The 21,735-nt window shown below is 43.3% G+C and carries 17 protein-coding genes, 2 tRNA genes and 2 pseudogenes; 9 read left to right on the top strand and 12 right to left on the bottom strand.

The features are described from left to right. Nucleotides 1-28 precede the first annotated feature (28 nt). From GQR89_RS17005 to GQR89_RS16985, 5 genes are all read right to left on the bottom strand, one after another. On the bottom strand, nucleotides 29-739 hold the full coding sequence (locus GQR89_RS17005; RefSeq protein ID WP_158771146.1) for a DUF4159 domain-containing protein: 711 nt from the start codon (nucleotides 737-739) through the stop codon (nucleotides 29-31). 71 nt (nucleotides 740-810) lie between these two features. Beyond that, on the bottom strand, nucleotides 811-2,145 hold the full coding sequence (locus tag GQR89_RS17000) for a TldD/PmbA family protein (protein WP_158771145.1): 1,335 nt from the start codon (nucleotides 2,143-2,145) through the stop codon (nucleotides 811-813). Between the two features lie 26 nt (nucleotides 2,146-2,171). Continuing rightward, complete coding sequence (locus tag GQR89_RS16995; protein WP_158771144.1) at nucleotides 2,172-3,800, bottom strand: TldD/PmbA family protein; 1,629 nt, start codon at nucleotides 3,798-3,800, stop codon at nucleotides 2,172-2,174. A gap of 164 nt (nucleotides 3,801-3,964) precedes the next feature. Then, nucleotides 3,965-5,731: a DUF885 family protein gene (locus tag GQR89_RS16990; RefSeq protein WP_158771143.1), complete on the bottom strand. Its 1,767-nt coding sequence runs from the start codon at nucleotides 5,729-5,731 to the stop codon at nucleotides 3,965-3,967. Beyond that, entirely contained in the window at nucleotides 5,731-7,086 is a 1,356-nt protein-coding gene (locus tag GQR89_RS16985) for a Xaa-Pro peptidase family protein (protein ID WP_158771142.1), read from the bottom strand. The genes GQR89_RS16990 and GQR89_RS16985 overlap by 1 nt, the downstream gene beginning before the upstream one ends. 291 nt (nucleotides 7,087-7,377) lie before the next feature. Between GQR89_RS16985 and GQR89_RS16980 the strand changes: the two genes are divergently transcribed. After that, on the top strand, nucleotides 7,378-7,791 hold the full coding sequence (locus GQR89_RS16980) for a MerC domain-containing protein (protein WP_158771141.1): 414 nt from the start codon (nucleotides 7,378-7,380) through the stop codon (nucleotides 7,789-7,791). A 145-nt stretch (nucleotides 7,792-7,936) separates the two neighbouring features. Here the strand turns inward: GQR89_RS16980 and GQR89_RS16975 are convergent, their stop codons facing one another. The 4 genes from GQR89_RS16975 to rsgA all read right to left on the bottom strand — a co-directional run bounded on the left by GQR89_RS16975 (nucleotide 7,937) and on the right by rsgA (nucleotide 11,555). Continuing rightward, nucleotides 7,937-8,629: a glycerophosphodiester phosphodiesterase family protein gene (locus GQR89_RS16975; protein ID WP_158771140.1), complete on the bottom strand. Its 693-nt coding sequence runs from the start codon at nucleotides 8,627-8,629 to the stop codon at nucleotides 7,937-7,939. Nucleotides 8,630-8,637: 8 nt separating this feature from the next. Then, nucleotides 8,638-9,504, bottom strand: coding sequence for a DMT family transporter (locus GQR89_RS16970; RefSeq protein ID WP_158771139.1), 867 nt, complete (start codon nucleotides 9,502-9,504; stop codon nucleotides 8,638-8,640). A gap of 2 nt (nucleotides 9,505-9,506) precedes the next feature. Then, complete coding sequence (asd, locus tag GQR89_RS16965) at nucleotides 9,507-10,367, bottom strand: archaetidylserine decarboxylase (protein WP_158771138.1); 861 nt, start codon at nucleotides 10,365-10,367, stop codon at nucleotides 9,507-9,509. Between the two features lie 159 nt (nucleotides 10,368-10,526). Further along, entirely contained in the window at nucleotides 10,527-11,555 is a 1,029-nt protein-coding gene (rsgA, locus tag GQR89_RS16960) for a small ribosomal subunit biogenesis GTPase RsgA (protein WP_158771137.1), read from the bottom strand. A gap of 112 nt (nucleotides 11,556-11,667) precedes the next feature. Here rsgA and orn point away from each other — a divergent pair, with 112 nt between their 5' ends. The 6 genes from orn (at nucleotide 11,668) to cynS (ending at nucleotide 16,877) form a co-directional block, all read left to right on the top strand. Further along, nucleotides 11,668-12,213, top strand: coding sequence for an oligoribonuclease (orn, locus tag GQR89_RS16955; protein ID WP_158771136.1), 546 nt, complete (start codon nucleotides 11,668-11,670; stop codon nucleotides 12,211-12,213). Nucleotides 12,214-12,381: 168 nt separating this feature from the next. After that, nucleotides 12,382-12,456: transfer RNA gene (locus GQR89_RS16950), tRNA-Gly, on the top strand. Nucleotides 12,457-12,725: 269 nt separating this feature from the next. Further along, nucleotides 12,726-12,800: transfer RNA gene (locus tag GQR89_RS16945), tRNA-Gly, on the top strand. Nucleotides 12,801-13,797: 997 nt separating this feature from the next. After that, complete coding sequence (locus tag GQR89_RS16940; protein ID WP_158771135.1) at nucleotides 13,798-14,664, top strand: formate/nitrite transporter family protein; 867 nt, start codon at nucleotides 13,798-13,800, stop codon at nucleotides 14,662-14,664. After that, the gene (locus tag GQR89_RS16935) at nucleotides 14,651-16,393 is read left to right on the top strand and encodes a bifunctional protein-serine/threonine kinase/phosphatase (RefSeq protein WP_158771134.1); all 1,743 of its coding nucleotides are present in this window, start codon (nucleotides 14,651-14,653) and stop codon (nucleotides 16,391-16,393) included. Before GQR89_RS16940 ends, GQR89_RS16935 begins: the two co-directional genes overlap by 14 nt. Before the next feature lie 37 nt (nucleotides 16,394-16,430). Next, nucleotides 16,431-16,877 carry a cyanase gene (cynS, locus tag GQR89_RS16930; protein WP_158771133.1) on the top strand — a complete coding sequence of 149 codons (447 nt, stop codon included), beginning with the start codon at nucleotides 16,431-16,433 and terminating at the stop codon, nucleotides 16,875-16,877. A 51-nt stretch (nucleotides 16,878-16,928) separates the two neighbouring features. Here cynS and GQR89_RS21785 read toward each other — a convergent pair. Together GQR89_RS21785 and GQR89_RS21780 are read right to left on the bottom strand one after the other, a co-directional pair. Further along, a pseudogene (locus tag GQR89_RS21785) lies at nucleotides 16,929-17,261 on the bottom strand (methyl-accepting chemotaxis protein); the annotation flags it as partial. Between the two features lie 207 nt (nucleotides 17,262-17,468). Continuing rightward, nucleotides 17,469-18,230, bottom strand: a pseudogene (locus GQR89_RS21780) (PAS domain-containing protein); the annotation flags it as partial. Nucleotides 18,231-18,548: 318 nt separating this feature from the next. On the opposite strand from GQR89_RS21780, the gene GQR89_RS16920 reads away from it, so the two are divergent. Next, a complete protein-coding gene (locus GQR89_RS16920; RefSeq protein ID WP_158771131.1) occupies nucleotides 18,549-19,514 on the top strand; it encodes an MBL fold metallo-hydrolase in 966 nt (321 codons plus the stop codon). A gap of 133 nt (nucleotides 19,515-19,647) precedes the next feature. Here GQR89_RS16920 and norR read toward each other — a convergent pair whose 3' ends face one another. Further along, nucleotides 19,648-21,231 (bottom strand): nitric oxide reductase transcriptional regulator NorR, encoded by a 1,584-nt coding sequence (norR, locus tag GQR89_RS16915; RefSeq protein ID WP_158772308.1) that lies wholly within the window; start codon nucleotides 21,229-21,231, stop codon nucleotides 19,648-19,650. A 252-nt stretch (nucleotides 21,232-21,483) separates the two neighbouring features. On the opposite strand from norR, the gene GQR89_RS16910 reads away from it, so the two are divergent. Continuing rightward, nucleotides 21,484-21,735: a hypothetical protein gene (locus GQR89_RS16910; RefSeq protein ID WP_158771130.1), complete on the top strand. Its 252-nt coding sequence runs from the start codon at nucleotides 21,484-21,486 to the stop codon at nucleotides 21,733-21,735.

The raw sequence follows: 21,735 nt of genomic DNA, 5'->3' as shown, positions 1-21,735 counted from the left end.
ATTCGCGCTATTCATTCAAATTGAAGCGTTAAGCCGTCATAGCATAAAGCACGATATTAACGGCAAATTTGGTATTGTCTTCTTTTAACCAGCGCTTATTACGAAAATCGTAATCCCATTCGCAGCCCAAATCCTTATTACTGTATAAAACGGCGATTTTATCGTTTATGACGATAGCTTTTAAGTAGTTATGTACTAAATCATCACCCCAACCATTGAGTTCAATGGAAGTGCGGGGGGGACCATCGAAGGTAAAAAACGCGCTATAAATAGGATGATCATTGGGAATTTTTTGCAATGCGTCTTCACCAAACAGTTTGACCATTTGTGCTTCAAACGTTTTGGCGAACATACCGTCGATATCATGATTACAATCGTCAACAAATACAAAGCCGCCGTTTTCGACATACTGTTTAAAGTTTTGCGCCTCAGCATCACTAAATTGGACGAGCCTGTGACCTGCCATATAACAAAATGGTGCGTTTAGCATGGCTGGGTCAGATAAGGGGACGATGCGCTCTTTAATATCCACCCTCAGGCTAGTGTATTCAATCAACGAGTTGAGCATATTCGCTGGCATGCGCTCATCTACTTCCCAATCACCAGACTCATAGCTTAATCGGGTAAAGTAAAAATCGAAATTATTGCTCTGTGCCCATGAATAACTATCACGAAAAAAGGCCTGTGCGGCAAAAGCTATACAAGCATTTTTAATAAATTGTCGTCGTTGAATACTCATGACTTATTACCGTACACAGGAAATACCGTTGGTGAATATCTCAGGCCCATGTGAGCCTGAGAAAAATCGACTTATACCGCGTCAGATAAGCTACTAAAGGTAAAGTCACGGATTTTCATAGGCGGTATCATGCTGCCATCAATACGCTGTGGCTCGCCAAGTGCTTCGATGTTGTTCAACATAATGATTGGGCTTTCGTTGAAGCGGAAGTTTTTAATCGGATATTTTATTTTACCATTTTCGATATAAAACGTGCCGTCACGGGTCAAGCCTGTGTATAACAAGGTTTGTGGATCTAAGCTACGGATGTACCATAAACGGGTAACCAGTACACCACGGCGGGTATTTTTAATCATGTCCTCCAGTGATTGATCGCCACCGCTCATAATAATGTTACGGTTTGTTGGGATATATTCACTTTTTGTATGTTTCGCCCAATAAGGCGAGTTCGGCATATTTTGTATGGTGCCGTCTTTTATCCAATCAATTTTATTCAACGGATAACCATTACCTGCAAAGGGGGCGCTTGGGGCAATAGAGTGCTGAGGGTCTGAATAAATGTGTACGCGTTCGTCGAACATTTTTTGGCCCAATTTATTTTTAGGCCCTTCTTCACCTTTTGCGACTTTATTACTTAAAAAGCTGCGGCCTTCATCTGCTGAACGTTGATCGAAAGCTCGCATCATATTCTGCAGTAAATCTACGCTGGCTGCAGGCTCGAGAATAACTGTGTATTTTCCTGGCTCCATTTCTTTAGCGTCAGCTGAACCTTTCGATTTTTGAATGGCGATAGAAGACAATTTAGCCGTATCTAATAACTTAACGTCGCTGTAATTGCCCGACGACCAGCCTGAACCTTTGCCATCTTCGGTGCGAATAGTGACTGAGAAATCCACATTGGTTGAGGTGTTATAAGCAAACAACCCCTTGCTGTTCATGATGGCACTCATCAACACTTCATCTTCTAAAAAACCAGCTGCAATTAACTTGCTTTTCTTGGATGGGTCAATACTGTCAAATGCTGCTTGAGCCCGGTCTTCTGGCGTAACGTTGGCAGTAGAGTCAAAATAAGTATTAGCTTCGGCATATTTCTGCTGACCAAACAGCGGCATGAACTCTTCATTTTCTGGGGCAAGTTTGGCAAGTTCTTCTGAGCGTCGAACTACTTTTTCAAGTGACGCATTATCAAACTCATTGATTGTTGCGGTACCTGTGCGCTTGCCAAATGTAGATTGAACGATAAGGATCAGGTCGCTTTCCTGACCAGAGGTAGAAACCGTATTGCGTGCGTAACGAATATTGCCGCCCACTTTGCTTTCTAAATTACATTCACATTCATCGGCTTTTGAGAATTTTAGTACTTTACTCAGCAGCTCTTTTGCATGTTGTTGGGTGATAATTGTCATGATTATATTCCTTCTAAGTGAGCTGCTTACACGTTGCGCGCGGTGTTAATAACATTAATGCTGTCAAATCTCGTGGTTGGGCAACCATGAGAAACTGCGCTCACTTGTGAAGGTTGGCCTTTACCATCAAAGAACGAACCGCCCACTCTATAATCTGATTTACCGGCTAATTGACTACAGCTATTCCAGAATTCTTGGGTGTTTGATTGATACGCCACGTCCTCAATCTGGTCGACAATTTTGCCGTCTTTGATTTCGTAAAACAACTGCCCGCCAAACTGGAAATTATAGCGTTGCTGATCGATTGAGTAAGAGCCGCGACCGGCAATATAAATCCCTTTTTCTACATTTTTGATCACATCATCAGCAGACAAGTCTTTCTCATTGGGGCGCAGTGAAACATTAGACATACGCTGGAACTGCACGTCACGCCAACTTTGTGAGTAGCTACAGCCGTGAGATTCTTTTTGGCCTAGCATATGTACTTGGTCACGTGTAGCTTGATAATTAACCAATATACCGTCTTTAATTAAATCCCACTCTTTGGTTTTTACACCTTCGTCATCATAAGCGACGTTACCTAATGTATAAGGTTGATTCTTATCAGCATATAAATTGACTATGTCAGAACCATACTGGAACTTACCGCTTTTCCACTTATCTAGCGTTGCAAAGCTAGTACCTGCGTAGTTCGCTTCGTATCCCAGTACGCGGTCAAGTTCTAACGGGTGCCCTACTGACTCGTGAATAGTCAACATTAGGTGGGCAGGGTCAAGCACTAAGTCATATTTACCAGGCTCTACTGATTTAGCTTTAAGCTTGGCTTGCAGTTGTTTGCCCGCCGCGGCAGCATCTTCAACCATATCGTAAGAATTATTGTATCCAATGTTTGCGCCTTGAATACGCACTTTGTCTTTTTCTAAACCGTCTAAGTACTCATAACCCATGCCAACTGGATTACCTAAGGCTGAACGTTGTTTGAAACCGTCTTCACCGACGGCGGTGGCAGTAAACGGTGCCCATAAACGATGAATGTCTTGATCGATATAAGACCCGTCAGTTGAGGCGAAATACTTTTGCTCATTTACTAAGAATAAACGCGAACTGATAAAGTTGGCGCCGTTTTGCATCGCGGCGTCATTAACAGATAAGAGTAAATTTACTTTGTCCTGAATTGGCACTTCCATGGCGTTTTTCACAATGGGTGTTTGCCAGCTTACGTCACCCACGCCTTTAACTGGAGCGAGTTGCACAGGCGTAGTTTGAAACTTAGAGTTTGCCATGGCGACAGCGACAGCTTGTTCAGCAGTTTTGGCCACGCTATCCGGAGTCATATTTGATGTAGAAGCAAATCCCCAGGTACCATTGGCAATCACGCGCACACCAATACCAGCAGATTCAGTATTCACAATATTCTCTACGCGCGTTTCGCGGGTCGTGACGAATTGATTCAAATAACGGCCGATACGAGCATCAGCATAGGTTGCACCTTTCGCTTTTGCTGCGTTCAATGCGATGTCAGCAAGCTTCTTTTTATAGGCTACGTCCATTGGTTTATCGAGTAATTGGTCGGCTGAAATCGCCGTCCCCGATATGGGTAGCATAAGGGTGCCCATACCGGCACTCCCTAATTTAATAAAGTCGCGTCTTTCCATTTGCTCTGTCCCCTAGGTTAGGTATTGTTATGATTTTTACAACTTTCTAAGAAGTCTATATTTTAGTCACTTAGTGTATGGCAAACAGTTAAAGTCACTCAAGGCGGCTTTGTACTCTTTGATTGGTAATGCATGTCTAATACGTAACAAGCCGTAACAGACGGTTATTCGTCGTGTTTTTGCTGTGTTTCAATCCATTGGTTCACGCTGTCTTCTAATACGGCCATGGGCAAAGAACCTTGACCTATTATCACATCGTGAAATTGGCGTATATCAAAGTTTTCTTTTAGGCTGCTTTCTGCTTGGCTTCGTAGTTCACGTATTTTAAGCTCGCCAATTTTGTATGACAGCGCTTGTCCCGGCCAAGATATATATCTATCAATTTGATCTGCTGTTGACTTCTGAGTTAGGGCAGTGCGTGAGCCCAAATAATCGATGGCTTGCTGGCGGCTCCAGCCAAAAGCGTGAATACCTGTATCTACCACGAGACGCACAGCGCGCCACATCTCGTAACCTAATCGACCAAAGTCACTGTAGGGATCTTGGTAAAACCCCGCTTCTTTTCCTAGGCGTTCAGAATACAAGCCCCAGCCTTCGGTGAAGGCTGAATGACTCAAGGTGCGACGAAATTCCGGTACATCAAGTTCCATTGCAATGGCGTTTTGCAGGTGATGACCAGGTACAGCTTCGTGTAAGCTCAGTGCTTCAAGATTATACAGAGGTTGCTGGGCAGGCTCAGACGTTAAAAAATACGTGCCGGGTGTGCGCGTATCTGGTGGCGGCATATAAAATGCGCCTCTTGAGGCAGAACCTTTTATGGTAAAGGTGTTACGTGGCAAAGTGGCAAAAAAGCTCGGTAATTTGCCGTACATTTTTTGGGTGATAAAGGCTGTTTTTTCTAATACATCTTGGCGATCTTGGGCATAAAACTGCGGATCAGTGGCTAAAAACTGTAAAAATTCACTGTTACTACCCTCAAAGCCCACTTGTTTAATAATGGCGTTCATCTCTTTTCCGATGCGCTCTACTTCGTCTAAGCCAAGCTGATGAATCTGCTTAGGCGTTAGATCGGTCGTGGTGAAGTAGTTAGCAGTATAAGCATAATATTCAGCGCCGCCTTTTACACTAGCTATACCCGGTTCTTTACGACAATGAGTCATGTAATCATTAACAAAATAATCGTAAAAATGGGCATAGGCTGGCACCACAGCTTGTTTAATAAGTTCCGCACCTTTATGCGCATACTGATTTTTTTGTGCTTCACTAAACTGACTAGGGAAACGAGTGAAAGGCTCGTATAACGCGCTGTCTTTTGGCGTATCAACTATGTGCGTGGATATGCTTTGTTGATAATCTTTGAACGTTTCACAGTGTTGTACAAACCCTTTCTTAACGCCTTGTGCAAGTAAGTCGATATTTTCTTGATTGAAACGAGGATAATCGGCAAGACTGACTAAGTATTGATCGTAATCTTGCGTCGATTGGAATGCCATATTGGCCGGTGCTTCAGCAAAATAGGTATGCCAACCGCTTAAAAAATTAATTGGAAAATAACGGTCTTGAAATTGATAACTGTTGGCTTCAGTTTCTCGTTCATATTTAAATAAGCGATAGCTAACCTGCTGCTTAGCGCTCAACTGGGCCATATCTATGTTATCTAACGCGTCTAACATGCGCTGATTAAATGCGTCACGGCGGGCAAATCCTTGAGCACTAAAGTCGGCCAGTTTGCCCTGAGGTTTCCAACCATCAGGGTCGGTACGAAAAAATATTTTTTCCTTATTTGCTTCTTGCCAATGGATGTCCAGCAGGGTCGAGAAATCTTCGTTAGCGCCTGCCCAAGCTGTTGAACTGATGACTAACAAGGTTAGGGTGCTTATCGCTTTAGTCAGTGCGCTAGATGCATGATTTAATAATGTCGTCTGCTTCATTAAATGGCTTCTTCTTTAGTCGATAAACGAAAAGGGATCTGAGCTGATAGGACCGAGTCTAATGGGCTTACGTTACCTATGGGCGCTTCAAGGTTATCTGGCGGTGTGGTGAACCAGCGAGGGCCGTCTTTTGTCATATAGAGGCAGTCTTCCAACCGTACGCCAAATTCTTCTGGGATGTAAATACCGGGCTCATCGGAAAAACACATACCTACTTGAAGCGGGGTTTGTTCATTGTGCACAAAATTAACAGGCTCGTGGCCTTCCATACCAATTCCGTGACCAGTGCGATGAGATAGACCCGGTAATTGATAATCGGGCCCCAAGCCTTGTGTATGATAGTAAGCTCGCACAGCGTCATCAACTGCACCAGCGGGGGTGCCAAGTTGGGCTTTTTCAAAAGCTATTTGTTGGCCTCGGCGCACAGTTTGCCAAATTTGTTGCTGTTTTTTACTGGCTTCGCCAAAAACAAACGTACGACTGATATCAGATTGATAACCCTGCACCGCGCAGCCGCAATCCATTAATATCGTTGATCCCGCACGAATGGTTTGCGCTTGATTACTACCATGTGGATACGCACTGGCTTCATTAAATAGCGCCATTGTCCAGATACCGCTACCACCGAGTTGCGTTTGCGCACTGCTCATCAACTGTTTGACGTCTTGTTGGCTCATACCTATGGCAAGGTTAGCGTGCACGTGAGCATATGCCCTCAAGGTTATCTCATTCGCTTTGTGCATCAGGGTGATTTCATGGACGCTCTTAAACATGCGGCAACCCTGAGTAATGGGATCAGCTGAGGTATGCTGCATATTGCTCATTAAGGCCAAAGTCCCTTGCAGTACGAAGTACCGTACCGACTGCTCAAATGCTAATCGGCCTTTTTGAACACCGCGGTCCTTCAATATTTGCTGTATCAACGCGAAAGGGCTTTCGTGCTCTTGCCACACACGGACATCGTCACCTACCTGAAGCGATTCACGGATACTGGGTTCTTCGAAGAAGGGGCAAAGTACCGCTATCTCGCCTTCCCTTGGAATAACCACCGCTGTTAGGCGTTCGCTACGCCACCACTGAATACCAGTAAAATAATCCATAGAAGCGCCAGGCTCCAATACCATTGCGGCAATATTAAATTGCGTCATGAGTATTTGGGCTTTTTTGATCCGCGCAACGCGCTCGGCTTTGCTAATGGGAATGCTTTTTGAGCTAATATTAGGCAGCTCTGAAGTTTTAGCGCCAAGTGATGGATTGGCTGAGGCTGTATTTACCGCCGAAACAGTATGCGAAAGGGGGAGGGTAGCAATGGCTGCTGCACTGGCTTTGATAAAAGCTCTTTTAGTTAACTTCATCAGGTTCATTCCTTGTGACACTTGCCCACAACATTATTACAAAAGGCTGACGAGATATAGCAAGTTTATAAAATTACGGAAGCCCAACTGTAAGGAAATTAACCCATCTGCGGAACGTTAATTAACAGTATTGATTTGAGATAGCAGCTCTTGTGGCTACAGGGATGGAAGAACTTAAGCATATGTTAGTTATATTTTGCTGATTAATTCATTGAAAAAAGCGTGAAATAATTTTGCAATATGCTGATTATGTTATATTATAACGTTTGACTTATTAAGGATTGACGCGCAATGCAAGTAATACAAGACAAATCGCTATTAGATAGGCTAGGCATATGGGCCTCAAGTTTATGCGCGGTGCATTGCCTGGCATTACCCATTCTTATTCCCTTATTACCTTTAGTCGGTGCAAGCTTCTTCGCTCAAGCATGGTTTGAACGCATTATATTATCGTTATCCATGATCGTTGGATTTTGGGCATTGTTATCTGGCTTTTATCGTTATCATCGCCAAATTTATCCTGTTTATAGCTTAATGCTTGGGGGGATTATTTATTGGAATAAGAACATGTTTGGCGATAGTTATGAGCCTTTCACTATTGCGATAGGCGCCATGCTTATTGTGGGTGCTCATATAGTGAATTTGAAATTGTGTAGGAGTTGTCACAGTTGTGATACTGAAACAACAAGCTGCTCTGCGGATTAGTCTAACTTGAGGCGTCGTTGTCACGCTGCTTTCTAATCTGGAAATCCAATCGCTAACGCCTCTTTCAGCTTCTAAAATTAGCCTTAAACTTCTACACTAACCTTCTACAAGAAGCGTTCAAATCTCTCTATTAAGCAACACTACCCTAACGTGCCAAAAAAGCTTTTGCTCGTCCCGGGCCATTGCTAAATACACCATCAACATGCCAATTAGCTAACTTGGTTAAATCTGCTTGCTGATCAACTGTATATACAAATATTTTCAAACCTCTACGTTTGGCATCAAGCACAAACGCTTCATCGACAAATGTTACATCTGCATTGACTGAATAGGCATTTAGCGACTGGGCAAAGCCTGCGTAATCAATAGGCTTACTTGCCGTTAAGGCACCAATTTTTAAATCTGGCTTATGTTCTTTAATACTGCGCAGTAGATGGTGGTCAAACGATGAAACAATAAAATGATCTAAAGTGAAATTCAGTTCGTGCAAGGCTTTTTCAATATTATCGAGTACCAGTTGTACATCATGTACGCCTTTTATTTCAATATTCAATAAACAACGCCCAGCAACACACTCCATTACCTGCCACAGGGTAGGGATACTCTCACCAAGGCCAGCATCGAGTTTTTGTAGCTGTTCAAATGTGTATTCACTCAGTTGCCCCTGACCATTGGTGGTGCGATGCAACCAGTGATCATGGATCACCAATAGTTGGTCCCCATGTTGATGTACATCTATTTCTATACCATCGCAATCTTGGCCTAAGGCCTTGTTGACGGCGAGTAAGGTGTTTTCAGGGGCATCGGCACTAGCACCACGATGGGCAAAAACAAGCATAGGTAGGCCTATTTCTTATGTAATTTTTGAGTGTTAATAGTTTCGTACAAAGCGGCTGAAATGACCAATAATCCACCCACAAATGTCTGCCAATTGGGCTCTTCGTCGAGTACCAAAATAGCCAAAATAACGCCGTATAAGGGCTGCATACAGGCAACCAGCGAAAATGTTTTTGCTCTTAGGTGCTGCAAGCTCGTAGCAATCAGTGCATGGGGAACAGCGGTAAAAAACGTGCCGAGTAAAACGAGATATACATAGGTTTGGCTACTAGCTTTGAATAATTCCGGTGTAATGAAAAAGCTCAAGCAGAAGAAAATAACCAAAGTTTGATAGGCCATCGCCAGCGATCCGCTGTAATGGGAAAAGTATTTTCGATGACACAGATTACGCAAGGCATAGAGTATGGCAGAACCTACGCCAACAATAATTCCTAAGGTAACATCGTTATCGAACGACACTTCAGGCACTATCAAGCATATGCCAAAAAGTACCACTACCGCGCTAAGAACATCTTGCCAAACAAGTCGTATCCCTTCAAAGAAGGGCTCAATTAAAACGGTTATCACAGGAAAGGTAAATAGGGCAATCATGCCCACCGAGACGCTGGAATATTGCATTGCTGCAAAATAACTGACCCAATGCGCCGCCATTAATAAGCCTAAGCCGATACCAATTAAATAATCTTTTCTGCGGGCTAGGTTAAGCTTGCCACCACTCATTTTCACCAATGAAAAAAGCATTAAGCAGGCAATAATAGAGCGACCGAATGTGATATCAGTCGCCGAGAGGGGGATTATTTTAGAAAAAAGTGCAGTTGCCCCTAATAAAATAACAGTGAAGTGCAAAGACCACAGACTTTTTTTAACAGGATCCATGACTATTTAGTCAAAGTAGCGAAAACATCACCGAGGCGAGTTTCATCTCCAGCGTTATAGTCAGCGAATTCCACCATATTGGGCTCGAAACAAGCCACTATGGTCGAGCCTAATTTGAAACGACCTAATTCGTCGCCCTTTTTGAGGAAAACGGATTCTTCTCCTTCACTTGGATATTGCCAATGCACGACATTTTTACCCACTGGTGGCGACACTGTACCTGCCCAAACGGTTTCAATGCTGGCAACGATTGTTGCGCCCACTAATACCATAGCCATTTTGCCTTTAGGTGTAGAAAAAATGGCGACGACACGCTCGTTTCGTGCAAATAAACCAGGAACACGTTCCGCAGTTAGAGGACTGACAGAAAACAAATCACCGGGCACATATACCATATCAGTCAGCTGACCATCTATTGGCATATGAATTCGATGATAGTCTTTTGGCGATAAATACACAGTGGCGAATTTACCATTTTTGAAAGCTGTAGCTAATTCAGGTTTTCCACCGAGTAAAGTCGTTAAGCTGTAATCGTGGCCTTTAGCTTGGAAAATATTGTCGTGCCTAATATCGCCTAATTGGCTTACTGCACCATCAACTGGCATCGCTACGTCTTGTGCGTTAGGGCAAATAATCCGTGCATCACTTTTTAGGGCGCGAGTGAAAAATTCATTGAATGACGAATAATCAGCTGGGTTTTCACGCTCAGCTTCTGACATATTGACGTTGTACTGTTTAACAAATAGCTTAATTAAAGCCGTGGTTAAACCACCTGCTTCGGCAGCGGCAAGTTTACCTACTAGCCTTGAAATCAAATGCTTAGGGGTGATGTATTGCAAAGCAATTTTTAGCGAGTCGAACAAAATTAGCATCCTAAAACGAAAAGTTTTTACCGTAGGTGATTGTACAGCAATATTTTATTTTGTGTGAAGGATGATAAGCACGTTGGGCTATATGCTAGTTAAATATGGCGATCAATAATTCACTGACCGCCTTAAATAGGCTAATTATCTAAGCGTTTGTTAAACTTTACTGTGGGCAGGCCGCTGTTCATCTAGGTTTGACAGTATTTTGTGATAGCTCTCATAGCGTTGCATGCTGATATCACCTTTCTCTGCGGCGGCGCGAATAATACAGCCTGGGTCGTCTCCATGCGTACAATCACGAAATTTACAGCCGCCGATATAATCTCTGAACTCTTTGAACCCCCAAGTTAAACGCTCCATGGGCATGTGCCATAGTGCAAATTCACGTACGCCTGGGGAGTCAATTAAATCACCGCCTTGAGGGAAGTGTAACAACTTGGCTGTGGTAGTCGTGTGCTGGCCTAAACCTGAGTTGTCAGAAACTTCTTTGGTGATCTCACTAGCATCAGGTAGTAATTCATTGATTAAACTAGATTTACCTACACCCGATTGACCCACGAAGACGCTAATTTTATCTTTTAAACACAAAGCAAGGTCGCTTATTCCTGTGTGCGTTTTACAGCTGGTATAAACCACCCGGTAACCAATGTTGTGATAAATTTGTAATTGTTTTTCGACGTTCTCGCGCTCAGCATCCGTTAAAAGCTCTACTTTATTAAGCAAGATCACCGGTTCGATCCCCACATCTTCTGAGGCCACTAAGTAGCGATCAATAATGTTCAATGACAAGGCGGGTATAACAGAGCTCACGATAATAATTTGATCGATGTTGGCAGCCACAGGCTTAACACCGTCATAAAAGTCAGGGCGAGTCAGTACTGACTTACGATCTTGGACTATTTCAATGACGCCACTGATGTTTTCAGTACCGTCTTTACCGGGACGGAATAACACCTCATCACCACAGACTACGCTGATAACGGTACGACGAATATGACATCGATGAATATTACCTTCACTGTCTTCAACGTCAGCATGCTTGCCGAAGCGGCCGATAACACGACCTGCTCGTTGATCCTCTAGTTGATCATCAGTTGGGGTAGTCGCTGGCACAGCCAATCGCTTAGTACGATTATTTGAGACTTGACGGCGCTGTTTATGCGTAAGTTTTGGTTTTTTCGACACAGGCGAATATCTGCATTTGCTTCTAATATCTAGTATTATGGTAACGTTAGCTCGGACGGAATTATAGCAATTCCTTTCACCAACTTAATTTAGCGCGATTTTAGGAGTAACTATGACGGTTGATGCACAAAACCTTGTTTGGATTGATATGGAGATGACCGGATTGCATCCCGAAGTAGATGTTGTGTTAGAAATAGCCACAATAGTGACAGATGCCAATCTAAACATCTTGGCAGAGGGGCCTGTTTTAGCCATACATCAATCTGACGATGTGCTCAACAACATGAACCAATGGTGTATTGATACTCACGGTAAATCGGGATTAACCCAGCGTTGCCAAAAGAGCAGTATTAATGAGCAAACAGCTGTAGCAGAAACGATTCGGTTTCTTGAAAAGTATGTGCCTAAAGGCGCGTCGCCTCTTTGCGGGAATACCATTGGGCAAGACAGGCGGTTTATGGTGAAATATATGCCGGAATTGGAAGAATATTTTCATTATCGCAATATTGATGTCAGCACGCTTAAAGAGTTGGTTAAACGCTGGAAGCCTGAAGTACTAGACGGATTTACTAAAAAGGGTGTGCATTTAGCCTTAGATGATATCCGCGAATCAATTGCCGAGCTGGTTTACTACCGTCAGCATATATTCAATATTTGAATAACAATTTTCAGCTTTGTACTTTTCTTCAGCACAATGCCGATAAACTACGCATTTAACCTTATCAATTTCATATAAATGCAATTTAGGGCTTGCGTCCTCAGCTAGTTTTTGTAAAATGCGCACCCGCTGTTAACTACAGCGGATGATTTTGTCACAAATCATGATGCGGGAATAGCTCAGTGGTAGAGCACAACCTTGCCAAGGTTGGGGTCGCGAGTTCGAATCTCGTTTCCCGCTCCAAATTTAGACGTTGAAAGTAATGGAATATAATTACTTAGTATGCGACCCCGAGGGGTCACGACAACGCGGTTGCCGGTTACGAATCTCGTTTCCCGCTCCAAATTTAGACGTTGAAAGTAATGGAATATAATTACTTAGTATGCGACCCCAAGGGGTCACGACAACGCGGTTGCCGCAACGCACTTGCCGTAACGCGGTTAGCGGATATGAATCTCGTTTCCCGCTCCAAATTTACAAAGTGACAAAGTTAGTAAACACCATATCATTATGCGGGAATAGCTCAGTGGTAGAGCACAACCTTGCCAAGGTTGGGGTCGCGAGTTCGAATCTCGTTTCCCGCTCCAATTTCGACTATTCAGTCAAGTTTCAATATTATACATTTTTGGGTAAGCGACCAGTCGCGACAACGCGGTTGCCGGTTACGAATCTCGTTTCCCGCTCCAATTTCGACTATTCAGTCAAGTTTCAATACTATACATTTTTGGGTAAGCAACCAGTCGCGACAACGCGGTTGCCGTAACGCGGTTAGCGGTTATGAATCTCGTTTCCCGCTCCAAATTTAGACGTTGAAAGTAATGGAATATAATTACTTAGTATGCGACCCCAAGGGGTCACGACAACGCGGTTGCCGCAACGCACTTGCCGTAACGCGGTTAGCGGATATGAATCTCGTTTCCCGCTCCAATTTCGACTATTCAGTCAAGTTTCAATACTATACATTTTTGGGTAAGCGACCAGTCGCGACAACGCGGTTGCCGCAACGCACTTGCCGTAACGCGGTTAGCGGATATGAATCTCGTTTCGCGCTCCAATTTCGACTTTTCAGTCTAGTTTTAACATCATACGTTTTTTGTAAGCGACCAGTTGGGATCGAGCGTCGCCCGCAACTCGGTTGGCGCAACGCGGTTGGTGTAACTCGGTTAGCGCAACGCGGTTGGCGCAACATAGGTTACCTATATCCAATCTTATTCTCAGTGGTTATTATTAAGCCTCAATCGTCGCTGCCTATTCGTGCACGTATCGTGCGCCAAAATGTTGCATTTGATTCATTTAAAGAGCACTTTTGCACCATTTCGTGCCAGCGTCATACTCCATAAATAAATTAACCTACTGAAAATATTGATTTTATTCTGTTGGCATAAGACTTGTAACACAGAATGTGTATTCGGGGGATTTTGTCCTCTCAAACAAATTAATTCAGACGACGGCGTCTAGTTTTTTCTGCTTCATAGCGGAAAGACTAGCGCCGTTTTTTTTTGGTTTGCTTGAAAGGACAAAATTAATGAAGTACCGAACAAGATTCAAAACTAGCTAAACACATTCACTTAAACGGGGTTACTTATGGCTTATTTATTACCGGCAGAGTTTGTCACTAAAATGGTAGACGCAGGGGAATCGAAAGTATTTATGTCGACGCGAGATACATTGATACGCGGCTATATGGCAGGTGCAATTTTAGCGTTGGCGGCGGTTTTTGCTATTACGATTGCGGTGCAAACGGGTATGTTCCTACTGGGGGCTATTTTATTCCCTGTAGGCTTTTGTATGTTGTATTTAATGGGATTTGACCTGCTCACTGGAGTTTTCGTCCTGACGCCATTAGCGCTTATTGATAAGCGACCCGGTGTGACTATTCAAGGAGTATTGCGCAACTGGGGTTTAGTCTTTATAGGCAATTTTGGTGGCGCGTTAACAGTCGCCATTATGATGGCCTTCATCTTTACTTATGGGTTTAACACCGACCCCGGCGCTATTGGTAAGAAAGTTGCCTCGATCGGAGAAGCACGTACTTTGGGTTATGCTGAATATGGTACTGCGGGTTGGTTTACTATTTTTATTCGCGGCATGTTGTGTAACTGGATGGTATCTCTTGGCGTGGTTGGCGCAATGATTTCAACTAATGTCAGCGGTAAAGTGATCGCCATGTGGATGCCGATATTCTTGTTCTTCTTTATGGGTTTCGAGCATTCAGTCGTTAATATGTTTTTGTTCCCATTCAGCCTAATATTAGGTGGTGAGTTTTCAGTAATGGATTACCTCGTATGGAACGAGATCCCTACTGCACTGGGTAACCTAGTGGGCGGCTTAGCCTTTACTGGCTTGACCTTGTATACCACGCACGTGCGTACAGGACCAAAACGCAATTTACCTTATACAAAAACGGCTGATTTAGCCTCAAGCTCAGTTGCTGAGCATGCAACTCGCTAAGTTAACGGTTGGCCAGCATAGTATTGCTGGCCTTAAATCTATAAACCAGGATTATTGCGGTTGGCATAGTACTAATGACGCGCAAAGTCGCTTAAAAGGGCAAGTGCTGGCTATTGCAGATGGTATCGGCAGTAGCAGCGTAAGTCAGGTAGCGAGTAAAGCTGCGGTTAATAGTTTCTTGCAAGATTACTATGCCACATCTGATGCCTGGTCAGTTGAAACATCCGCAAGACGAGTGATGCAGTCTATCAATGCGTGGTTGCATGGTTACACCAAGCAAAGTGAATTTCGCTACGACATTGAGAAAGGTTATGTGTGCACTTTTAGTGCGTTGGTTATCAAAGGTGATACTGCGCATGTTTTTCATGTTGGCGATGCGCGAGTTTACCTTTTACGTCACGGCGTATTAGAGCAGCTTTCTAATGACCATCGACAGTATGCCGCACAAGGTAAAAGTTACTTGAGTCGCGCGCTAGGAATGCATCCCCAGCTTGATATCGATTATTCTCATTTAGCAGTCTGCCAAGGCGATACGTTTATTTTGTGTACTGACGGTGTACACGAATATTTAACCCCTGGGGATATGCTTCAAACCGTCACATCTACGCTAGCTATTGATGATGAACATTCTGCGAACACACTTGCTGAGGCGTTGGTGCAACAGGCGCTGAATAACGGCGGTGATGACAACCTGACATTACAAGTCGCTATAGTAGAAGCTTTAATTGAATCACAGCACAAGCCTATTACCAGCGAATTGACCGCCTTGCCTTTGCCGCCTATGTTGCAAGCGGGAGAAAATTTTGACGGTTATTGCATTATTCGCTCGTTACATGTATCTCCACGTAGCCATGTGTATTTGGCTGAGGATTTATCGACTTCGCAACAATGCGTTTTGAAGACGCCCTCAGTAGATTTATCTGATAACGATGAATATTTAGAGCGGTTCTGTTTAGAAGAATGGATCGGGCGGCGAATACATAATCCTCATGTACTCAATATACCCCCTAGCTTACGGGCTAAGCAGTTCATTTATTCTGTGGCTGAATATGTGCAAGGCCAGTCATTACGCCAATGGATGACCGACAACCCCAAACCTGAACTTGAAGCGGTGCGTCAAATCATCGAGCAAATTGCTAAAGGGTTACAGGCTTTTCATCGCCTCGATATGTTGCACCAAGACATTCGTCCTGAAAACATTATGCTTGATAAACAAGGCACAGTAAAAATCATCGATTTTGGTTCGACCACGGTGGCTGGTTTGCAGGAAGTGGGGCAGGGATGTCGCAACAATGAATTGCTCGGTACCGCCTTATACATGGCGCCGGAATACTTTTTAGGCGAAGTTGGCACGCCTCGCTCAGATATATTTTCATTAGCTGTTTTGGCATATCACATGCTTAGCGGCCGCTTTCCCTATCATACCCATGTGGCTAAAACACGTACCCGTGCTCAGCAAAATAGATTAATTTATCAATCTGTTAGAGATGACAATAGCGTTTTACCCGCATGGTTAGATGCCACCTTATACAAGGCTCTTCGAGTTGACCCTTTTAAGCGTTATTCAGAGCTTTCAGAGTTCGTACATGACTTGCGCAATCCTAACGTAGATTTCGTCCGCAAAGCTAAACCACCCATTATGGAGCGTAATCCCGTAGCATTTTGGCAAGGCGTTGCTAGTGTGCTGCTTATTAGCAATCTGTATTTTATTTACTTATTTTTAGCGTAAAAAATTACATTATCATTTTAATTAGGAGTCGATCTTTATGCAAAGCAGAGAACAAGTAACGCAAGCCATTCTGGTAGCAAAAGTACAAAAAGGTATTACTTGGCAACAAGTTGCTCTGGATGTAGGACAGTCGAAGGAGTGGACAACCGCTGGATGTCTTGGGCAAATGACCTTTAATGCCCAACAAGCAAGCATTGTTGCCAAGCTGTTTGATTTAGACGAGAACGCTGAGGCTTGGTTACAAGTGGTGCCTTACAAAGGCTCGTTTACTGAAAGTGTGCCAAGCGACCCGTTGCTGTACCGTTTATATGAGATGATAAACGTATACGGTTCAACAATTAAATCTTTGATCCATGAAGAGTTTGGAGATGGAATTATGAGCGCTATTGATTTCTCGATGGATATCAAACGGGAAGAAAATAGCGCGGGTGATAGGGTTAGTATTGAGTTATCAGGTAAGTTCTTACCCTACAAATCGTATTAATTTAAGTCATTAATAGCTGGTTACTTCATAATTATGGGACCAGCTATAATGTTAGTTTTCGTTACGTAGCTGGTTAACTGTTTCACTCACGTATATTGCCCCCGTTAACACTTCTTCAATTATAGTCGCAGCTTCTTCAACTTGTTTTGCGCTTTGCAGTGATTGCTCGTGAATATCGGCTATGCTGTCTTTGGCTTTTTGCGTGAGCGCACTATTACTGGTGACTAATTGTTCGATTCCAGCGGTCGAGCTGACTGTTCGAGCAGCAAGGGTACGAACTTCATCTGCCACCACGGCAAAGCCACGTCCGTACTCCCCCGCACGAGCCGCTTCAATGGCGGCATTAAGTGCAAGTAAATTAGTTTGATCAGCAATAGCGCTAATGGTTGTCACAATTTTTGAAATTTCCTGTGAGCGTTTATTTAACTGTTCGATCAAATCGGTAGAAGTAAGTGTGCTACTTACGATTGCACTTGACGTATCTACGGTACGTTGCAAAATAACGGCGCCGTCTTGGGATATTTTAGCCGTTTGCATTGATGTACTGTAAGCAATTTCTGCGGCCTCTTGTGTCGCAAGTTGCTGCTCGATACGAGGTGTCACATTTGATGCGATTTTCACGACTTTTATCACATGCCCTTGCTCATCAAGTACAGGGTTATACGTGGCTTCAAGCCATACAGTATTGCCCGTTTTTGTCAGTCGGTTAAATTGACCACCTTTAAATTCCCCGTTAGCCAATTCAGTCCAGAAGTTAGGATTTTCACGGTAGAAATCCTCAGAGCAAAACATACGATGGTGCTTGCCCGCTATATCATTGACCGAGCTATAACCCATGGTTTGTAAGAAATTAGAATTAGCGCTTATCACCTCACCAGTCGGTGTAAACTCAATCAGTGCGTTTGAACGATCAAGGGATTCAAAAATGGCCGTTTGGCTGTCTAAGCGTTGTTTTTCAGCGGTGATATCATTAGCAATTTTTATAATTCTAACAATTTTACCATTCTGCTCCACAGGAAAATAAGTCGCCTCGAGCCATAAGTCACCGCCATCTTTACTTTTTCGCAAAAAGGTTCCATTGGTGCTTTCACCTTGTGCCAGCTGCGTCCAAAATGACTGATACGGTCTAGATTCCGACTCTTCTTTAGTGCAAAAAATCCGATGGTGCTGATCTTTTATCTCGGATAGGCTGTATCCTACCGTGCTTAAAAATAAAGGGTTTGCGTCTAATATTATGCCTTCGGGTGAAAAAGAAATAGTAGCGCAATGGCGCTCAAGTGAGCGAATAAATGATGACTCAAAACTGTCGGATATCGGTGTTTCTAGTTTTGATTTTGCACGAGAAAAAAACATGGTCCTGAACCTCAGTTATATCACTAAAACATATGGAAAATATTTTACCGATAACTTTTAATGATAGTGTTCAGGAATAGTATATTAATACAGCTGTTTTTGTAGACCTATTATAAGATTAGTGCATCACTGGTTTATTTTTTGGTTTTTTTCACTGCTGGATTCGTTTTCTGGTGGCGTTTTTAACTGCTTTTTTGTGATTTGTTAAGGTGATTATTCTGTGGCTCAGCTTATTGAACCACTAAATAACTCTCTTTTAGGCGTTATGGAAAACTGATAATGTAACGAACGATCGTATCGTCATTAGGAATATTGTGCATGAAAACAACGAACATAACGCGTCGTTTGCTCTTAATTCAGGGTTTTGTAGTGGGTCTTACTTTATCATTTCAAGTTTTATCGAATGAAGAGCCTGAGCGCGCCTCTTCCGCTGGCTTTTATCGTACGCTATTAGGGCAATTTGAAATTACCGCCTTAAGTGACGGCACCGTTGATCTGCCAATGGACAAGTTATTGCATCAAGAAAGTAATAAAACGCAAGCTCAACTGACTCAGGTATTTTTAAGTAGCCCTACTGAAACCTCAGTCAATGGCTATCTGGTTAATACGGGCGATGAGTTAGTGTTGGTGGATACTGGTGCTGGTAAGTTGTATGGCCCAACATTGGGTAAGTTAATAACCAGCTTACAGGCCGCTGGTTATGAATCAAGTGACGTGGACCATATTCTAATAACACACCTACATGCAGACCATGTTGGTGGTTTGGCGCGAGATGGCAAGCGTGTGTTCCCCAATGCAACTATTCATGCCGATAAGCGCGATCTTGACTTTTGGTTAAGTGAGATAGAAATGAACAAAGCGCCAGATGCTCAAAAAGGTTTTTTTCAAGGGGCCATGGCATCACTTAACCCTTATGTTCTGGACAACAAAGTAGACGGCTTTGATGGTAGTCAACAGATAGTGCCCGGTATAAGTACGGACGCGACCTATGGTCATACGCCTGGGCATACGTCGTATCATGTGCAAAGCAACGGGCAGGAAATGTGGATCATTGGTGATCTTATTCATGCTCCAGCCGTGCAATTTCCTCATCCTGACATTACCATCGATTTTGATTCTAACCCTGAAGAAGCTCAAAAGCAGCGATCTCGAATATTTCAACAAGTAGCGAATAGCAAAGCGTTGATGGCTGGCGCACATTTGCAGTTTCCTGGTTTGGGCCATGTGCGTAAAGTGGAAACGGGATTTGAATGGATCCCTACTAATTATCAACGTCTTCGATAAGAGCGTAGTTTGATTGTGGGGCTTAAAATTAATCAAAATATACGATTATGCATATGTTGTATTGATTATAAACACCATCGCTAGTGGTATGCTTCTGTCTTTATCAGATAAACCTCTAGCGGACTCAGAGTGGTTACTGCTTAATATTTTTTTCAACAATGATGCCCAAACGTTTAGCCAAGCGCGCCAGGTTAGCTCGGTCCATGTCTAATTGCTTTGCTGCCTGCGTCCAGTTCCCGTTATTATTATTCAGAGCATCAGTGATGTGCTTTTTTTGAAAGGCTTCAGTCATCGATTTGAGCCCTTGCTGGACTAATGAAACGATATTATTATTGTCTGTATTAAGTGAATTATCATGCTCTGCATCAGTTGATACCGTACGTTCGAAATCTAAATCTTCAGGGGTGATAGAGATAATATCTTGCTGCTCTGTGTTACGTGATGCTTTTAAAGAAGCACGGCTAATAACATGTTCAAGCTCGCGTACATTACCCGGCCAGGAATACTCAAGCAGGGCCTCTTGTACTTCAGGCCGCATTTTTAGTTGACGTATTCCGAGTTTCCGAGCTGTGACTTCTAAGAAGTAGCCGGCAAGTAGTAGAACATCATCTTCACGATCTTTAAGTTCAGGAACCCTAATCGGATACACAGATAGACGGTGATAAAGGTCGGCGCGAAAACGCCCTAGTTTGACTTCCTCTGCTAGATCTCTATTGGTGGCAGCGACAATACGCACATTGACTATGTTGACTCTGTCTTTACCCACGGGCTGAATCTCGCCACTTTGCAGCACCCGCAGTAGTTTGCTTTGTACGCTTAACGGCAATTCACCTACTTCGTCTAGAAAAATGGTGCCGCAGTCGGCTAACTTAAATTTACCTGGACGTTCTTTTTCTGCGCCACTAAAAGCCCCTTTGGTATGCCCAAATAACTCACTTTCTGCCAACGTTTCTGGGATTGATGCACAATTAAGATACACCAAGGGCTGCTCTCGGCGATTGGATAATTGATGTACGGTTCGTGCAACTAACTCTTTGCCAACTCCTGTTTTCCCCATGACCAAAACAGTGTAATCAGAACCTGCAACCAACTGAATATCACTTTTAAGCGCCAACATGCTTGGGCTTTTACCAATCAACTCACCACCGTCTCGGGTTAACGCTTCATGGGTCAGTTCTTGCACTAAATCTTGGGCTTGTTGGGCACGTTGTTCTAGTACTTTAAGCTGAATCGCCGTTTTAAGCGTGGCAGCAGATAAGGCCGATATTAGCTGCAACGTACGCTCGGGTATATTGCTAAATGCATTGGGCTGCAGGCTATCAAGTGTTAGCACGCCCATCAGTTGTTCGTCACTGTATAACGGCAATCCCATGCATGAATGCACAGGTAGATCTCCGTCTTGAGCCAACAATAAACCATCGTAAGGATCGGCGAGTGTTGAGTCTGAAGGGAAGCGCACAGGTTGCTCTGCAGTGCAGATAAGGCTCAGACGAGGATGATCACTCAGCTTAAAGCGGCGTCCTAAAGTGTCGGGTGCCAAACCTTGAATTGCTAAGGGTTTCAGCTGATCCGTTTGATAAGCAAGTAAGACGACCGCATCACAATTAATGGCTTTTCGAATAGAAGAAAGCAATCTATCGAATCGATCTTCACTGGTAATACTGTTAGCTAAATCTAGTGCTACTTCTAATAGAAGTGTTGAGTTGAGCTCGATCATGTTTTCTATTCGCCAATTATCTGGACTTTGATATGTGGATAATGACACAAATTTTTCTTTGTGTCATAAAGCATCATTTGAGTCATATTGACTTTTTACGATAGGTCATTATGACTCTTTATTTTTTATTTTGTTTTTTAACTTGTTGATATTTATGATTTATATATGTTGGCACTATTACTGCTGTATCTATGCTATATCGGCCATTTCATTGCTACTAACAGCAGTGAGATGTGAACATAGGAGTAATTCATGGCGTCTTTTGAGGTAAGTAATCCTGTCACGCGTTATAGCAGGTTGTTCAACATAGCGAATTCTATTCTGGCGATTTCGTTAGGGTTACTGTTGCTTAGCATCGCTATTAGTTATCCCTTGTCCGATTTGTTTTCTTTGGGACAACAGATAGTTAGTCATATATTAATCATTATCAGTGCCAGTGTGCTCAAAGTGGCTTACGTCTGCAGATGTATTGCCCAATATGAACAGCATAAGGCGGTTTATTAG

Origin of the sequence: Paraglaciecola sp. L1A13, assembly GCF_009796745.1 — a bacterium.
GTDB lineage: Bacteria > Pseudomonadota > Gammaproteobacteria > Enterobacterales > Alteromonadaceae > Paraglaciecola.
The sequence above is the reverse complement of the archived record's forward strand: the minus strand, read 5'-3'. Positions and strand labels throughout refer to the sequence as shown.

Excerpts from the sequence above, each read along its gene's own strand:
- GQR89_RS16935 (WP_158771134.1), top strand. The coding sequence starts at position 14,651 with ATGCAACTCGCTAAGTTAACGGTTGGCCAGCATAGTATTGCTGGCCTT.
- GQR89_RS16980 (WP_158771141.1), top strand. The coding sequence starts at position 7,378 with ATGCAAGTAATACAAGACAAATCGCTATTAGATAGGCTAGGCATATGG.
- orn (WP_158771136.1), top strand. The coding sequence starts at position 11,668 with ATGACGGTTGATGCACAAAACCTTGTTTGGATTGATATGGAGATGACC.
- GQR89_RS16995 (WP_158771144.1), bottom strand. The coding sequence starts at position 3,800 with ATGGAAAGACGCGACTTTATTAAATTAGGGAGTGCCGGTATGGGCACC.
- GQR89_RS16970 (WP_158771139.1), bottom strand. The coding sequence starts at position 9,504 with ATGGATCCTGTTAAAAAAAGTCTGTGGTCTTTGCACTTCACTGTTATT.
- norR (WP_158772308.1), bottom strand. The coding sequence starts at position 21,231 with ATGATCGAGCTCAACTCAACACTTCTATTAGAAGTAGCACTAGATTTA.
- GQR89_RS16985 (WP_158771142.1), bottom strand. The coding sequence starts at position 7,086 with ATGAAGTTAACTAAAAGAGCTTTTATCAAAGCCAGTGCAGCAGCCATT.
- GQR89_RS16990 (WP_158771143.1), bottom strand. The coding sequence starts at position 5,731 with ATGAAGCAGACGACATTATTAAATCATGCATCTAGCGCACTGACTAAA.
- GQR89_RS16910 (WP_158771130.1), top strand. The coding sequence starts at position 21,484 with ATGGCGTCTTTTGAGGTAAGTAATCCTGTCACGCGTTATAGCAGGTTG.
- cynS (WP_158771133.1), top strand. The coding sequence starts at position 16,431 with ATGCAAAGCAGAGAACAAGTAACGCAAGCCATTCTGGTAGCAAAAGTA.
- GQR89_RS16920 (WP_158771131.1), top strand. The coding sequence starts at position 18,549 with ATGAAAACAACGAACATAACGCGTCGTTTGCTCTTAATTCAGGGTTTT.
- GQR89_RS17005 (WP_158771146.1), bottom strand. The coding sequence starts at position 739 with ATGAGTATTCAACGACGACAATTTATTAAAAATGCTTGTATAGCTTTT.
- GQR89_RS16975 (WP_158771140.1), bottom strand. The coding sequence starts at position 8,629 with ATGCTTGTTTTTGCCCATCGTGGTGCTAGTGCCGATGCCCCTGAAAAC.
- GQR89_RS17000 (WP_158771145.1), bottom strand. The coding sequence starts at position 2,145 with ATGACAATTATCACCCAACAACATGCAAAAGAGCTGCTGAGTAAAGTA.
- GQR89_RS16940 (WP_158771135.1), top strand. The coding sequence starts at position 13,798 with ATGGCTTATTTATTACCGGCAGAGTTTGTCACTAAAATGGTAGACGCA.